The following is a 14,705-nucleotide window of genomic DNA, read 5'->3' as shown; positions in this document are numbered from 1 at the left end:
AATCACGTAGGCCGGGTAAGGCGTAGCCGCCACCCGGCGATGTTCTCAGAACGGAAATAACACCGGAATCAGCACCACGCATACCAGCATCACCAGCACGGTGAACGGCACGCCCAGCTTTACAAAATCGCTGAATCGATAGTTTCCCGGCCCCAGCACCAGGGTATTGACCGGGGAAGATACCGGCGTCATAAATGCCGCGGACGCCGCCATCGCTACCACCATCGCAAACGGATAGGGCGAAACGCCCATCGATTTTGCCATCGCCAGCGCAATAGGCGCCATCAGCACCGCCGTTGCGGTATTGGAGATGAACAAACCAATGGTGGCGCACATGACGAACAGGCAAACCATCATCAGGTACGGACCATATCCCCCGCCCGCGTCCATTAAGCCTTTTACGATCAAATCCACCCCGCCGGTTTTCTGTAGCGCCAGGGCGAAGGGCATCATCCCAACGATGAGAATGATGCTTGGCCAGTGAATCGCTTTGTAAGCGCTTTCGGCGTCGATACAGCGGAATTTGCCCATTAACAGACAGGCGATTATCGCCGCCACCGGGTTAGGGATCTCGTCCGTCAGCATCAACGCGACCATCAACACCAGGCAAAAAATCGCATGGGGCGCCTGACTGTGCGCCGGTGACGCGTCGCTCTCTTCAATCGGCATATTCAGCACCACAAAATCGCGGCCTTTCTGCCCGAGCTGGCTAATCAGTTTCCAGTTGCCGACCACGAGGAAGATATCCCCCAGCAGGATCGGCTCATCCACCACCGCCCCTTCAAGGGCTACGCCATCGCGCTTCAGGCCCACCACGTTGAGACCATAGCGGGTACGAAAGCCGATTTCGCGCACGGTTTTGCCCAATAACTCCGATTCCGGGATTAGAGACACCTCGGCCATACCCACATCCAGCGCCCGGTCGGAGAAATACTCGCCGCGCAGCACCATCGGCTCCAGCAGCTGCTCGCTACAAAACTCTCGCAGATCCACGTCCGCGGTGGACATATCAATCAGCAGGACGTCACGCGCGCGAAATTCTGACACCCCATTCACGTTAACGATTACCCGACGAAAACGACGCCAGCGCTCAACCCCGATGACGTTCGCGCCATAGCGTTCGCGTAGCTTAAGGTCGTCCAGCCGCTGGCCTATCATCGGCGAACCGGGGCGGATAGCCAGCCGACGGGCGCGCCCGGTCAGACGGTACTCTTTGATCAAATCGCGAAAAGTTCGCCGCTTCCAGCCCTCTTTGGCTTTGTCCTGCTTCTCCCCTTTCAGCGCGAAACGGGTCAACAGCATATAGATAATGCCCATCACCAGTACAACCAGCCCGATCGGCGTGACGCTGAAAAAGCTAAACCCCTCAAGCCCCTCACGGATCAGTTCGCTGTTCACGACGAGGTTCGGCGGTGTCGCGACCAGCGTCATCATGCCGCTGATGAGCCCGGCAAAGCTCAACGGCATCATCAGCCGCGACGGGGAGATCTGCATCCTCATGCAGACGCTCAGCACAACCGGAATAAAGATGGCCACGACCCCCGTCGAGCTCATAAACGCACCCAGTCCGGCGACCGTCAGCATCAGGTAAATCAGCATTTTGGTTTCGCTGCTGCCCGCCACTTTAACCAGCCACGACCCCATCATCGTCGCCACGCCGGTGCGTACCAGCCCGTCGCCAATAATAAACAGGGCGGCAATCAAAATAACGTTGGGATCGCTAAACCCGGAAAAGGCTTCTGGCAGGGAAAGGGTACCGCTCAGAACGAACGCGACAATCACAAACAGGGCGACGGCATCCATGCGCACCTTGCCCGTGGCAAAAAGAATGATGGCGATTAACAGCAGGCTCAGGACCCAAATCAGTTCACCGTTCACAACATGTCCTTGTCAGTGGAGGAGAAGCAATTTTGCCATAAAAAAGCCCCGGTAATGCGGGGCTATATCATGGGATTACATTTTTAGCGAGACGGTTACAACGCCGTCTGATGCCTTCGAGACGTCGATGGCGGTCAGAGTATTAAGCACAAAATCCGCCTCCTCCAGCCGGGGGGACCCCGCCGGGACGTTAACGGCAATGACGTGGCTTCCGGCGTTCAGCCCGGCCAGCACGCCTGCCGCCGCGTCTTCCACCACCACGCACTCCGCTGGCGCAAGGCCGAGCAGTTCAGCGCCGAGCAGAAACGCATCCGGTTCGGGCTTGCCGCGCTTTACGCGCTCAGCGGTAATGAAGACGTCCGGCGTCGGTAAACCGGCCGCCTTATGGCGGGCATGCGCGACAGGAACCGAGCCGGAGGTGACGATAGCCCACGGGATCTGCGCTTCATTCAGATGCTCAAGCAATTCGCGCGCACCGGGCAGCGCGGTGATGCCCTCAGTGTCGGTAGCTTCAATCTGCTCCAGATATTTGAACTCCGCCTGAATCTCTTCCTCAGGACGTCCCGCCAGGAAGTGCCGCAATGAGGTAATGGCCTGTTTGCCATGGATGAAATTCAGTACATCCTGATGGTCAATGCCGTGCCTGTCGGCCCAATGACACCAGGAACGCTCCACTACCGGCAGCGAATCCACCAGCGTACCGTCCAGATCAAACAGAAAACCTTTACACTGCACACGCACCTCCGTCAGGCATTAATGATTTGTTGAATTTCGTTGCTGCTTAAATGGTACTGACGCGGACAGGCGTGCCACGCGCTCAGCATACGTTGATACTTATCCCACATTGGGGTCTGGGCGTTGAAGCCGTGCGTACCCGCATCAAAATGAGTGTAGCGCCCTTCGGTGTTCACCATAAAGCGCACATAGCTCAGATAGCGCGCTTCCGTCGCGGCATCAAAGCCCAGGAACGTCACGCGGCGCTCATCAATGGACTGCTGGTCTTTCAGATTGGTCCAGGACACATGCAGCGCATGGTACATCTCCATGATGTCGATAACGATACGGCAGGTTTCCTCTTTCAGTTCGCCAAATTCGCGATCCAGTTCGCGCATCTGCAAGCCAAAACCACGTTCAACAATGGTTTGCAGGCGGCTGTAGCGCGCAGCGTTATCGGGATCAAGCATAGTCATCATCTTGTACTGGTTAGACAAAATCAGACGTTGAGCATGGGTCATTTCCATCTTTCGACTCCTGTAGCGCATTGCACTGTAAAAAAAAGACACGGTAACTGATTGTTACTGTGCCTTCTTTTGGTCGTCGTTTCGATGATCAATCACAAGTCATCGAGGAATGTTTTATCAAGCTGTTTAAACGCGCGCTTGAGGGTGTCCGCCAGCGCCTGATAATCCGGCTTGCCTTCAACCGGGGCGAGCGCCTGGCCGGCCTCCTCCAGTTTTCCACGCACTTCATAAAACCAGTGTAAAATAGAAGGCGGAAGTGGCGTGACGGAACGTTTACCTAACCACCACAATCCCTGCATCGGCAGGCTTAACGCAAAGAGCGCCGTCGCGACGGCAGGTCCAAGCTGTCCACCCAGCGCAATTTGCCAGCAAAGAGTAAAGACGGCGATCGGGGGCATAAAGCGAATCGCATAGCGCGTGGCGCGAATAGTGCGATTTTCAATAAACATGGGCGCGAGGCGCTTTTCCATCGGCCATGTCTTTGCGTAATGCTGTCCCCGACGAAACAGACTAAAAAAGTTTACGGACGGGATTTCAGGTGTTGACATGGCTGTACCTCAACTTCACATATAAAAATTAAAATTTTCGTGCAAAACCACAACAGGCTATGACAACGTTCAAAATATTTTGTCATCGCTACCCCGTATCGGGTATCCTGTGCCAGCCTGATAGGCCGTAGACGAGAAGCGTTAACTCGTCAAATTATCGCATATTATGCCATTGTCTGAAAAATGTTCAAAATGGCTTAAAATCATAGGTATTTCTTCCATCCTGCCAGAATGTTCGTTTGGCATGATGTTAATCATAAATGTCTGAGTCAGCATGCGTTACGCTTTAGACTCATTGACGTTTTTTTAGCCACGTATCAATTATAGGTACTTCCATGTCGAGTAAGTTAGTACTGGTTCTGAACTGCGGTAGCTCTTCACTGAAATTCGCCATCATCGATGCGCTCAACGGTGATGAGTACCTCTCTGGTTTGGCCGAATGTTTCCATCTGCCTGAAGCACGTATCAAGTGGAAGATGGACGGCAGCAAACAAGAAGCGGCTTTAGGTGCAGGCGCCGCTCACAGTGAAGCGCTGAACTTTATCGTTAACACTATTCTGGCACAAAAACCAGAACTGTCTGCTCAGCTGACTGCGATTGGTCACCGTATCGTCCACGGCGGCGAAAAATACACCAGCTCCGTGGTAATCGACGACTCTGTGATTCAGGGCATCAAAGACTCTGCGTCTTTCGCACCGCTGCATAACCCGGCTCACCTGATCGGTATCGCTGAAGCACTGAAATCCTTCCCGAATCTGAAAGATAAAAACGTGGCCGTGTTTGACACCGCGTTCCATCAGACCATGCCGGAAGAGTCTTACCTCTATGCCCTGCCATACAGCCTGTACAAAGAGCACGGCGTACGTCGCTACGGCGCACACGGCACCAGCCACTTCTATGTGACTCAGGAAGCCGCAAAAGTACTGAACAAGCCGGTTGAAGAAGTCAACATCATCACCTGCCACCTGGGCAACGGTGGTTCTGTTTCTGCTATCCGCAACGGTAAGTGTGTTGATACCTCTATGGGTCTGACCCCGCTGGAAGGTCTGGTGATGGGTACCCGTTCCGGTGATATCGACCCGGCGATCATCTTCCACCTGCACGACACCCTGGGCATGAGCGTTGACGACATCAACAAAATGCTGACCAAAGAGTCTGGCCTGCTGGGTCTGACCGAAGTCACCAGCGACTGCCGTTACGTTGAAGACAACTACGCAGAAAAAGCTGACGCTAAACGTGCAATGGACGTTTATTGCCACCGTCTGGCGAAGTACATCGGTTCTTACACCGCGCTGATGGACGGTCGTCTGGACGCGGTTATCTTCACCGGCGGCATCGGTGAGAACGCGGCAATGGTACGTGAGCTGTCCCTGGGCAAACTGGGCGTTCTGGGCTTCGAAGTCGATCACGAGCGTAACCTGGCTGCCCGCTTCGGCAAGTCTGGCTTCATCAACAAAGAAGGCACCCGCCCGGCTATCGTTATCCCAACTAACGAAGAGCTGGTCATCGCGCAAGACGCGTGCCGCCTGACTGCCTGATTCCACACCGCCAGCAATGCTGGCGGTGCTGTTTTGTAGCCCGCCCAACGCGGCGGTAACGAAAGAGGATAAACCGTGTCCCGTACTATTATGCTGATCCCTACCGGAACCAGCGTCGGCCTGACCAGCGTCAGCCTCGGCGTGATCCGCGCTATGGAACGCAAAGGCGTTCGTCTGAGCGTCTTTAAGCCTATCGCCCAGCCACGTGCCGGTGGCGATGCGCCAGACCAGACCACCTCCATCGTTCGTAAGAACTCCAATCTGCCAGCGGCTGAACCGCTAAAGATGAGCCACGTTGAATCTCTGCTCTCCAGCAACCAGAAAGACGTGCTGATGGAAGAGATCATTGCCAACTACCACGCAAACGCGCAGGACGCGGAAGTGGTGCTGGTTGAAGGCCTGGTCCCGACCCGTAAACACCAGTTTGCCCAATCTCTGAACTTTGAAATCGCGAAAACCCTGAACGCAGAGATCGTTTTTGTGATGTCTCAGGGCACGGATACCCCAGAGCAGCTGAAAGAGCGTATCGAACTGACGCGCAGCAGCTTCGGCGGTGCGAAAAACACCAGCATCACCGGCGTGATTGTTAACAAGCTGAACGCGCCAGTAGATGAGCAGGGCCGTACGCGTCCTGACCTGTCCGAAATTTTTGACGACTCCTCCAAAGCGAAAGTCATTAAAGTTGACCCGGCTAAGTTGCAGGATTCCAGCCCGCTGCCTGTTCTGGGCGCGGTGCCATGGAGCTTCGATCTGATTGCCACCCGTGCAATCGATATGGCGCGTCACCTGAACGCCACCGTGATCAACGAAGGCGATATCAACACCCGCCGCGTGAAGTCCGTAACCTTCTGCGCACGTAGCATTCCACACATGCTGGAACACTTCCGCGCAGGTTCACTGCTGGTGACCTCTGCTGACCGTCCAGACGTGCTGGTTGCAGCGTGCCTGGCTGCAATGAACGGCGTGGAAATCGGTGCAATTCTGCTGACCGGCGGCTATGAAATGGACGCGCGTATCAGCAAGCTGTGCGAACGTGCGTTCGCCACTGGCCTGCCAGTCTTCATGGTGAACACCAACACCTGGCAGACCTCCCTGAGCCTGCAAAGCTTCAACCTCGAAGTGCCGGTTGATGACCACGAGCGTATCGAGAAAGTTCAGGAATACGTTGCGGGCTACATCAACGCAGACTGGATCGAATCCCTGACGGCGACGTCCGAGCGCAGCCGTCGTCTGTCTCCTCCAGCCTTCCGTTACCAGCTGACCGAGCTGGCGCGTAAAGCGGGCAAACGCGTGGTTCTGCCAGAAGGTGACGAACCACGTACCGTTAAAGCGGCGGCCATCTGTGCAGAGCGCGGTATCGCGACCTGTGTGCTGCTGGGTAACCCGGATGAGATCAACCGCGTTGCGGCGTCTCAGGGCGTTGAGCTGGGCGCTGGCATTGAGATCGTTGACCCGGAAGTGGTTCGCGAAAGCTACGTTGCCCGCCTGGTTGAGCTGCGTAAGAACAAGGGCATGACCGAAGCCGTTGCGCGCGAGCAGCTGGAAGACAACGTCGTGCTGGGTACGCTGATGCTGGAGCAGGACGAAGTTGACGGCCTGGTTTCCGGTGCGGTTCACACCACCGCGAACACCATCCGTCCACCGTTGCAGCTGATCAAAACCGCACCGGGCAGCTCTCTGGTCTCCTCCGTGTTCTTCATGCTGCTGCCTGAACAGGTTTACGTTTATGGCGACTGCGCGATCAACCCGGACCCAACCGCAGAGCAGCTGGCAGAAATCGCTATCCAGTCTGCGGACTCCGCGACTGCCTTCGGTATCGAACCGCGCGTCGCGATGCTCTCCTACTCCACCGGTACTTCTGGTGCAGGCAGCGACGTAGAGAAAGTCCGTGAAGCAACCCGCATTGCGCAGGAAAAACGTCCGGATCTGATGATCGACGGCCCGCTCCAGTACGATGCCGCGGTAATGGCTGACGTTGCGAAATCTAAAGCGCCTAACTCGCCGGTTGCAGGTCGCGCTACCGTGTTCATCTTCCCGGATCTGAACACCGGTAACACCACCTATAAAGCGGTACAGCGTTCAGCAGACCTGATCTCCATCGGGCCAATGCTGCAAGGTATGCGCAAGCCTGTGAACGACCTGTCTCGTGGTGCGCTGGTTGACGATATCGTCTACACCATCGCGCTGACGGCGATCCAGTCTTCGCAGCAGCAGTAAGCTAAAAAGCCCGGTGGCGCTAGCGCTTACCGGGCCCAGGGTTTTGTAGGCCGGATAAGCGAAGCGCCATCCGGCAAAAAAGGCGACCATTCAACGGTCGCCTTTTTTATTACAGCAACTCTCGTGCCGCCGACACAATGTCATGTGCCGTCAGGCCATACTCCTTCTGCAGGAAGTCCTGCGTGCCTACCTGACCGTAACGCTCCTTCACCCCAACCCGCCGCATCGGCACCGGACAGGTTTCCACCAGCACTTCCGCCACCGCCGACCCCAGCCCGTTGTGAATGCTGTGGTTTTCGCAGGTCACAATACGCCTGGTTTTCTCGGCATAATTTTTCACCAGCATCCGATCGATGGGCTTCAGGGTAAACATGTCGATGACCGCTGCGCTTACCCCCTCCTGCTCCAGCTGGCGCGCCGCCTCCAGCGCTTCCGCCACCATAATGCCGTTAGCAATCAGGGTAATATCGGTTCCCTCGCGCAGCACGTTGCCCTTGCCGATGGTGAAGGTTGACCCCGGGGCATAGACGCTCGGCGCCTGTTTACGGATGGTCCGCACCCAGTAGAAGCCTTCCAGGTCGATAAGCTGACGCAGCACATCTTCGAACATCACCGCATCGGTCACCTCCAGCACTACTGAATGCGCCAGACCGCGCACGATGCCCATATCCTCAAACGACATATGCGTCCCGCCGTTGTGGCAGGCCGTCACGCCCGCATCCGAGGCAATCACCTTCACATTATTGCGCTGGTAGTCCAGGGACATAAACAGCTGGTCGAAGCAGCGACGGCTGGCAAAGGCGGTAAAGGTATGGACGAACGGCTTACGTCCGGTGAGCGACAGCCCGGCGGCCGTCCCAATCACGTTGGCCTCCATAATGCCGCAGTTGATGACGTGCTGTGGATAATCACGCGCTACGCCGTCCATCGCCATCGAGCTCATCAGATCCGCTTCGAGCGCAATAATCTCGCTCCCGGCCTCAATCTGTTTTGCCACAAAACCCGCATAGACCTTACGCATCTCAACCGAATCTTTCTGTCCTGTCGGTGCAACCTTAATCATGTGAAGCCTCCAGTTGGCGAATCGTCTCGTTGAGCGCTGCTTTGCTCTCCTCAGTTAATCGCAGGTGATGCGAGTTGCTGAGCTGTTCCAGGTATGGCACCCCTTGCCCTTTGATGCTGTCGAGGATCACCACCCGCGGACGCGCATCGGCCGCAGGGATCGGTGCGGTCACCTCCAGCAGCGCCGGAATGTCATCCCCCTTCACCGTCACCACGTCAAAACCAAAGGCCCGGAATTTGCCTTCCAGATCGAAGGCGCTGATGATTTCGTCCAGCTCGCCGTCGAGCTGCTGTTTGTTCCAGTCCACGAACACCGTCAGATTGTTCAGTCGATGGTGAGCAATAAACTGGAAGGCTTCCCAGCACTGCCCTTCGTTCAGCTCCCCGTCGCCAACGATGCAAAACACCCGGTTTGGCCTTTCTGCCAGCTTGTGCGACAGCGCCATGCCGCCTGCAATGGAGATCCCCTGCCCCAGCGATCCGGTGGTGGCATCCACGCCGCGTGTTTTCAGGCGATCCGGGTGGCTTGGCAGACGCGTTCCGTTCTGGTTTAGCGTGCTCAGCTCTTCAATCGGGAAGTAGCCCTTAATCGCCAGCGTGCTGTACAGCGCCGGGCCCGCATGTCCCTTCGACAGCACAAAGTAATCGCGCTCTGGCCAGTCCGGATCGGCCGGGTCTATTTTCATCACCGCGCCGTACAGAATGGCCAGCGTTTCAACGACTGACATGCTGCCGCCGTAGTGACCAAAACCCAGCTGCGTCAGGGATTTCAGCGTCTCAAGGCGGATCTGACGCGCCAGTTCGGTTATTTCATTCTCATTCATGATTTGGCTCCGGGGTTTTCCTGCGCGTTACCGCTGGCAGGTTTGTTTTTAGCGAAGACGTTGTAGGCCACCAGCAGCGCAAACAACACAACAACCAGTCCGGTGATGGCAAGCGGCGACAGGAAGCGCGCCAGGTTGCCGAGCACAATCCCGACGGCGCCAAAGTCGGCGTCCGAGAAGGTCGTATTCGCAAAGCCAATCGCGCCCAGAACAGGCAGCAGCAGGACCGGCAGGAAGGTGATCAGCAGGCCGTTAGCAAAGGCGCCAATCATCGCCCCGCGACGTCCGCCGGTGGCGTTCCCAAACACGCCCGCCGTTGCACCGGTGAAGAAATGCGGCACGACGCCCGGCAGGATCAGCACCCAGCTAAACTGACCGCAGATGAACAAGCCTACAATCCCGCCGAGGAAGCTGAACAGGAAGCCAATCAGCACCGCGTTTGGCGCATACGGGTAGACCACCGGGCAGTCCAGCGCAGGTCGCGCATTGGGCACCAGTTTTTCCGAGAAGCCGGTAAAGGCCGGGACAATTTCCGCCAGAATCAGGCGCACACCCTGCAAGATGATAAACACGCCTGCCGCGAAGGTGATGGCCATAATGATGGCGTACACCAGGTAGTTCTGGCCGCCGCTGAAGGTGGCCTCCACGTACTCACGCCCGGCGCTCACCGCCATAATCAGGTAGATAATCATCATGGTCAGTGAGATGGAGATCGAACTGTCGCGCAGGAAGCTGAGGTTCTTCGGCAGGTTCATCTCTTCGGTGGAGCGCGAGCCTTTACCGACCTTGCTGCCAATCCAGCCGGACAGCACGTAGCCCAGCGTGCCGAAATGACCGAAGGCAATCTCATCGTTGCCGGTAATACGCTTCATATAGCGCTGCGCAATCGCCGGGAAGAAGGCCATAATCAGGCCGAGGATCAACGAACCGGTAAAGACCAGCCCTACCCCTTCGAAGCCTGCGACCGTCAGGATCACGCCAATCATGCACGCCATGTAGAAGGTGTGATGCCCAGTCAGGAAGATGTACTTCAGGCGGGTAAAGCGCGCGACAATAATATTCGCCACCATCCCGAAAGCCATAATGAGCGCGGTGGAGGCACCATATTTTTCCAGGGCAATCGACACAATAGCTTCATTGTTGGGAATAATGCCCTGAATATTAAAGGCGTGCTCAAACATACCGCCGAGCGGATTTAAAGAGCCCACCAGCACGGTTGCGCCGCCGCCCAGTACAATAAAGCCGAGAATGGTTTTAATTGTGCCTTTTACCACATCTGAAAAGGCTTTTTTCTGCGCCACCAGACCAATCAGGGCAATTAACCCGACCAGGACTGAAGGGACTTTTAAAATATCAACAACGAAATTCAGCGTTTCAAGGATAAACATATCCACCTCGCCTTTTCAGGATTATTGTCTTTCGAACCAGGCGCGCAGCTGCGCTTCGAGTTCATTGATATCGATAATATTGTTGATCACCACCAGCTGGCTTTCCGGCACGCTGGCGCTGGCGGCAATGTCTTTCGCCATTACAAACAGGTCCGCCGCGCCCGGCGTGGCCGAGGAGAGATCGGAGTGTTCAACCTCTGCCTCAATTTCCAGTTTTTTGAGCACCTTTTTAATATTCATTTCGACCATAAAACTGCTGCCCAGGCCGGAGCCGCAAATAGCCATGATTTTCATTGTTATCCCCTTTTTTGAGTAGAGTACGCCCCATCACGCTGACGCGTAATGTTGAGATGAATCGGATTAAATAATTAAATCAGAAGCGATTGATAACGGTTTTTATCTCCTCCAGCGTATTCGCCCGATGTAATTCAGCCATATCTTCGTCGCTGGAAAATAATTCTGCTAAGGCGGAGATCATTTCGATATGGCTATGTTTGTCCGGCGCCGCCAGCATCACAATCACATCGACGGGGTCAAACTCACCAGCACCAAATGAGACGCCCTGTTTCAGTTTTAATAATGACAGGCCAAGTCCTTTCGCCCCTTCTTCCGGTCGCGCATGTGGCATTGCCAGCCCAGGAGCCAGCACATAGTAGGGACCTAACCTGTGATGCTGCTCAATGATAGCCGTGACATATTCCGGCGCAATGACCTGCAAATTCAGCAGCGGTTTCGCGCACAGTTCCAGCGCCTGGGGCCAGCTTTCAACGCTATCCTGCAGGATGATGGTTGTATCATATATCCACTTTTTGAGCATTTTTCACTCCCGCTAAAGACCAGACATGGGCAAACTCTATTCAACCCATCAATTAATGACTGCGATCGCGATCACAAAGATAGCGCTACCAACGACTAACATGCAGAACTGTGATAGCGCTATCAAATTGCTATCCTGGTGCGAAATCACAGCAAAAAAAGGGATTTAAGGCGTATACTGCCTGTCACGTAAAATGAAGGATGAAACTAAATCGCGTCCTGTCAGCAGGAAGATGTATGTCTTTAACCCGAAAACGGCGCAGTACCGGAAAAGTAACGCTCGCGGATGTCGCGCAGCTTGCCGGCGTAGGCACGATGACTGTTTCCCGTGCCCTCCGCACGCCCGAACAGGTTTCCGATAAACTGCGTGAAAAAATTGAAGCCGCGGTGCAGGAGCTGGGTTACATGCCCAATCTTGCCGCCAGCGCACTGGCATCGGCATCGTCATGGACGATTGCGATGGTTGTACCCAATCTTTCCGAAGCTGGCTGTTCCGAGATGTTCGCCGGGCTACAGCAGGTGCTCCAGCCAGCCGGATATCAGATCATGCTGGCGGAATCTCAGCATCGTCTTGAACAGGAAGAAAAATTGCTTGAAACGCTGCTGGCTTCGAACATCGCCGCGGCGATACTGCTCAGCGTCGAGCACTCCGATACCGTGCGACACTGGCTAAAAAACGCCTCTATCCCGGTGATGGAAATGGGTGCAATGCGTGCCGATCCTATTGATATGAATATCGGGATTGATAACGTCGCCGCCATGTATGAACTTACCGAAATGGTGATTCAGCGCGGCTACCAGAATATTGGCCTGCTGTGCGCTAACCAGGAGCAGTGGATTTTTCAGCAACATTTGCAGGGCTGGTACAAGGCGATGCTGCGCCACCACCTGGCGCCAAATAGAGTGATTAATGCCGCCATGCCGCCGAACTTCTCCACCGGTGCGGCACAATTGCCAGAGTTCCTGCTGGCGTGGCCGGAGCTGGATGCGCTGGTGTGCGTGTCAGATGAACTGGCCTGCGGCGCGCTGTATGAGTGCCAGCGTCGGCGCATCAAGGTGCCGGACGATTTAGCGGTCGTGGGCTTTGGCGACAGCGACGTCAGCCGCGTCTGTCAGCCGCCGCTGACGACGATGGCAGTACCGCATCGCAAGATTGGGATTGAAGCCGGGAAAGCGTTACTGGAACGTCTGAATGACGGAGACTGGCGCGACCATAAACCCATCGCGTCCAGCCTGTGTCTGCGGGAAAGCTGTTAAGGCTTACTCAGCCTCTTCCTCTTTTTCCGCCTTATTTTCCGGTTTAGCGGATTCGTTTTTGGCGTTGCGGGTCATCCACAGCGCCAGTGCTTTAAGGGAATCCGGCGTGAATTCGTCGCAACGCGCGGTGATCTCTTCCGGCGTCATCCAGCACACTTCGCTCACTTCCTCTTCCTGCAAGGCGAAAGGTCCGTGGGAAACGCAGCTAAACAGCCCGCCCCAGACGCGACAATGCTCATCTTCGAAATAAAACTGTCCGTGCTCGGCAAACGGCACGCCAGCGATACCTAACTCTTCTTCCGCTTCACGACGCGCGGAATCCAGCAATACTTCATCGGCCTGCACGACGCCACCCGCTGTGGCATCCAGCATACCAGGAAGAAAATCTTTGGTGTCAGTGCGACGCTGGACCAGAATCTTGCCCATGCCGTCATGAACAACGATGTAAGTCGCGCGGTGACGCAGACGCTCCGCACGCATTTGTTCGCGGCTGGCCTGCGCGATCACTTCATTCTCTTCGCTGACAATGTCAACCCACTCAGTACTTGCCAAATGATTCTGCTCCACCATCGGGAAACCTTCTCGTCTAAGCGCTCTTTCGGCGCGTTTGCAGTTGTGGTGTAACTTACGGATTAATCGCTATCTGCGCAATAACTTGCTGATCATTAAGTGCGATAACGCTTAATGTCCCGTCTTCATACATGCCGTAGCTTGCCGGGTTACCGCCTTTAGGAATGCTGACAGACCCGGGGTTAAAGTGGTAAAACGCCCCGCGTTTTTCCGCCACCGGAATATGAGTATGACCATAAACCAGGACATCGCCAGCGGCGAGTGACGGCAGGTTATCCGGGCCGAACAGGTGCCCGTGGGTCAGGAACAAACGGCTGTTTTCCATCAACACCTGTTGCCAGGGAGCGGTGATGGGAAATTGCAGCAGCATCTGGTCAACTTCGCTGTCGCAGTTGCCGCGAACGGCGATAATGCGCGAGGCAAAATGATTAAGTTTTTCCGCCACCTGCGCGGGAGCATACCCTTCCGGCAACGCATTGCGTGGGCCGTGGTTTAACACATCGCCCAGGATCACCAGCCATTGCGCCCCGCTTTGGGCAAACAGAGATAACACGCGTTCGGTCGCGGGCAGCGATCCATGAATATCCGACGCAAACATCAGTTTCATCAGTTACTCCTCGGGAATTCAGACTGCCCCTATCATACCTCAAGCGCCCCGTCTTATCAGCCCGCGCGCTTAGCAGAGAGTGCCAGATAGCGCTGTACCGACGCGCGTTGCCACTGGAATGTGGCGTAATCCACCAGTAGCTGTGGGACGTCATCGCCGTTGAGGATAAGGCGATTGAGCATCAGCGCCAGATCGGTGTCGGCAATACACCACTCGCCAAACAGGTTTGGGTTACCCTGTGACAGCAGCGATGACGCGGTATCAATCAGCTTCCGGGCGCTGGATAAGCCTTCCTCGCTGAGGGCGGGCTTTTTGACGCCAGCGAACACCACGTCCGTGGAGCGTTCTGTGCGAATCGGCACCAGGTCGCTACGCAGCCACGCCTGGATCTGGCGGGCGCGGGCGCGCTTTTGCAGATCGTGAGGATAGATGCGTTCCCACTCTGGTGGGGCAAAGCGGTCTTCAAGGTACTCGTCAATCGCTGAGGATTCACTCAACTCAAAACCGTCAATCTCCAGCACAGGGACACGGCGGGTGAGCGCGTAGCCCTGCCACTGAGGTTGCAGATGTTCGCCGCTGTCCAGGTCAACGGTTTTCAGACTAAAAGTTAGCCCCTTTTCTGCCAGCGCCACATAAACGCTCATGACATAAGGAGAAAAAAAGTTCGCATCGGACCACAACGTTATTACAGGCTGGCTCATAACATCCTCATCGGCTGATCGGTTTTCACTCAACATATAATCTCTTTGCCTCGCTGTC

At 55.6% G+C, this 14,705-nt stretch carries 15 protein-coding genes; 3 read left to right on the top strand and 12 right to left on the bottom strand.

Translation table 11 applies throughout. From position 1 onward, the window contains the following. Positions 1–45: 45 nt before the first annotated feature. The 4 genes from IM282_RS10590 to yfbV form a co-directional block, all read right to left on the bottom strand. Positions 46–1,878, bottom strand: coding sequence for an SLC13 family permease (locus IM282_RS10590; RefSeq protein WP_022648833.1), 1,833 nt, complete (start codon positions 1,876–1,878; stop codon positions 46–48). 75 nt (positions 1,879–1,953) lie between these two features. Then, positions 1,954–2,613 (bottom strand): sugar phosphatase, encoded by a 660-nt coding sequence (locus IM282_RS10585; protein ID WP_022648834.1) that lies wholly within the window; start codon positions 2,611–2,613, stop codon positions 1,954–1,956. An 11-nt stretch (positions 2,614–2,624) separates the two neighbouring features. Next, positions 2,625–3,119, bottom strand: a complete 495-nt coding sequence (locus IM282_RS10580; RefSeq protein ID WP_008502874.1) for a YfbU family protein — start codon at positions 3,117–3,119, stop codon at positions 2,625–2,627. A gap of 92 nt (positions 3,120–3,211) precedes the next feature. Further along, the gene (gene yfbV / locus IM282_RS10575) at positions 3,212–3,667 is read right to left on the bottom strand and encodes a terminus macrodomain insulation protein YfbV (RefSeq protein ID WP_003861459.1); all 456 of its coding nucleotides are present in this window, start codon (positions 3,665–3,667) and stop codon (positions 3,212–3,214) included. Between the two features lie 335 nt (positions 3,668–4,002). Here yfbV and ackA point away from each other — a divergent pair, with 335 nt between their 5' ends. Together ackA and pta are read left to right on the top strand one after the other, a co-directional pair. After that, complete coding sequence (gene ackA / locus IM282_RS10570) at positions 4,003–5,205, top strand: acetate kinase (protein WP_022648835.1); 1,203 nt, start codon at positions 4,003–4,005, stop codon at positions 5,203–5,205. Between the two features lie 75 nt (positions 5,206–5,280). Continuing rightward, positions 5,281–7,422, top strand: a complete 2,142-nt coding sequence (gene pta / locus IM282_RS10565; RefSeq protein ID WP_192970382.1) for a phosphate acetyltransferase — start codon at positions 5,281–5,283, stop codon at positions 7,420–7,422. 109 nt (positions 7,423–7,531) lie between these two features. Here the strand turns inward: pta and IM282_RS10560 are convergent, their stop codons facing one another. The 5 genes from IM282_RS10560 to IM282_RS10540 all read right to left on the bottom strand — a co-directional run bounded on the left by IM282_RS10560 (position 7,532) and on the right by IM282_RS10540 (position 11,513). Then, a complete protein-coding gene (locus IM282_RS10560) occupies positions 7,532–8,485 on the bottom strand; it encodes a transketolase family protein (RefSeq protein ID WP_023306640.1) in 954 nt (317 codons plus the stop codon). After that, a complete protein-coding gene (locus IM282_RS10555; RefSeq protein ID WP_192970381.1) occupies positions 8,478–9,308 on the bottom strand; it encodes a transketolase in 831 nt (276 codons plus the stop codon). Before IM282_RS10555 ends, IM282_RS10560 begins: the two co-directional genes overlap by 8 nt. Further along, a complete protein-coding gene (locus IM282_RS10550) occupies positions 9,305–10,696 on the bottom strand; it encodes a PTS ascorbate transporter subunit IIC (protein WP_017383437.1) in 1,392 nt (463 codons plus the stop codon). The genes IM282_RS10555 and IM282_RS10550 overlap by 4 nt, the downstream gene beginning before the upstream one ends. Before the next feature lie 21 nt (positions 10,697–10,717). Further along, the gene (locus tag IM282_RS10545) at positions 10,718–10,990 is read right to left on the bottom strand and encodes a PTS sugar transporter subunit IIB (RefSeq protein ID WP_003861447.1); all 273 of its coding nucleotides are present in this window, start codon (positions 10,988–10,990) and stop codon (positions 10,718–10,720) included. A 79-nt stretch (positions 10,991–11,069) separates the two neighbouring features. Beyond that, positions 11,070–11,513 (bottom strand): PTS sugar transporter subunit IIA, encoded by a 444-nt coding sequence (locus IM282_RS10540; protein ID WP_058677685.1) that lies wholly within the window; start codon positions 11,511–11,513, stop codon positions 11,070–11,072. A gap of 236 nt (positions 11,514–11,749) precedes the next feature. On the opposite strand from IM282_RS10540, the gene IM282_RS10535 reads away from it, so the two are divergent. Continuing rightward, the gene (locus tag IM282_RS10535) at positions 11,750–12,769 is read left to right on the top strand and encodes a LacI family DNA-binding transcriptional regulator (RefSeq protein WP_003861441.1); all 1,020 of its coding nucleotides are present in this window, start codon (positions 11,750–11,752) and stop codon (positions 12,767–12,769) included. Positions 12,770–12,772: 3 nt separating this feature from the next. Here the strand turns inward: IM282_RS10535 and yfcD are convergent, their stop codons facing one another. Genes yfcD through yfcF form a run of 3 tightly spaced genes read right to left on the bottom strand, consistent with a single transcriptional unit; the run spans position 12,773 to position 14,647 of the window. After that, entirely contained in the window at positions 12,773–13,339 is a 567-nt protein-coding gene (gene yfcD, locus IM282_RS10530; RefSeq protein ID WP_006811396.1) for an NUDIX hydrolase YfcD, read from the bottom strand. Between the two features lie 55 nt (positions 13,340–13,394). Further along, positions 13,395–13,946 carry a phosphodiesterase gene (yfcE, locus tag IM282_RS10525; RefSeq protein WP_023300633.1) on the bottom strand — a complete coding sequence of 184 codons (552 nt, stop codon included), beginning with the start codon at positions 13,944–13,946 and terminating at the stop codon, positions 13,395–13,397. A 56-nt stretch (positions 13,947–14,002) separates the two neighbouring features. Further along, on the bottom strand, positions 14,003–14,647 hold the full coding sequence (yfcF, locus tag IM282_RS10520) for a glutathione transferase (RefSeq protein WP_038416453.1): 645 nt from the start codon (positions 14,645–14,647) through the stop codon (positions 14,003–14,005). Positions 14,648–14,705 lie beyond the last annotated feature (58 nt).

The organism is Enterobacter cloacae complex sp. P29RS, assembly GCF_014893445.1.
In the GTDB taxonomy this organism is placed as follows: Bacteria; Pseudomonadota; Gammaproteobacteria; order Enterobacterales; family Enterobacteriaceae; genus Enterobacter; species Enterobacter intestinihominis.
The sequence above is the reverse complement of the archived record's forward strand: the minus strand, read 5'-3'. Positions and strand labels throughout refer to the sequence as shown.

What these genes read in the sequence shown, in the direction of transcription:
- yfbV (WP_003861459.1), bottom strand. Translation starts at nt 3,667, where the DNA reads ATGTCAACACCTGAAATCCCGTCCGTAAACTTTTTTAGTCTGTTTCGT.
- ackA (WP_022648835.1), top strand. Translation starts at nt 4,003, where the DNA reads ATGTCGAGTAAGTTAGTACTGGTTCTGAACTGCGGTAGCTCTTCACTG.
- yfcF (WP_038416453.1), bottom strand. Translation starts at nt 14,647, where the DNA reads ATGAGCCAGCCTGTAATAACGTTGTGGTCCGATGCGAACTTTTTTTCT.
- yfcD (WP_006811396.1), bottom strand. Translation starts at nt 13,339, where the DNA reads ATGGTGGAGCAGAATCATTTGGCAAGTACTGAGTGGGTTGACATTGTC.
- IM282_RS10555 (WP_192970381.1), bottom strand. Translation starts at nt 9,308, where the DNA reads ATGAATGAGAATGAAATAACCGAACTGGCGCGTCAGATCCGCCTTGAG.
- IM282_RS10535 (WP_003861441.1), top strand. Translation starts at nt 11,750, where the DNA reads ATGTCTTTAACCCGAAAACGGCGCAGTACCGGAAAAGTAACGCTCGCG.
- IM282_RS10560 (WP_023306640.1), bottom strand. Translation starts at nt 8,485, where the DNA reads ATGATTAAGGTTGCACCGACAGGACAGAAAGATTCGGTTGAGATGCGT.
- IM282_RS10550 (WP_017383437.1), bottom strand. Translation starts at nt 10,696, where the DNA reads ATGTTTATCCTTGAAACGCTGAATTTCGTTGTTGATATTTTAAAAGTC.
- yfcE (WP_023300633.1), bottom strand. Translation starts at nt 13,946, where the DNA reads ATGAAACTGATGTTTGCGTCGGATATTCATGGATCGCTGCCCGCGACC.
- IM282_RS10545 (WP_003861447.1), bottom strand. Translation starts at nt 10,990, where the DNA reads ATGAAAATCATGGCTATTTGCGGCTCCGGCCTGGGCAGCAGTTTTATG.
- IM282_RS10540 (WP_058677685.1), bottom strand. Translation starts at nt 11,513, where the DNA reads ATGCTCAAAAAGTGGATATATGATACAACCATCATCCTGCAGGATAGC.
- IM282_RS10580 (WP_008502874.1), bottom strand. Translation starts at nt 3,119, where the DNA reads ATGGAAATGACCCATGCTCAACGTCTGATTTTGTCTAACCAGTACAAG.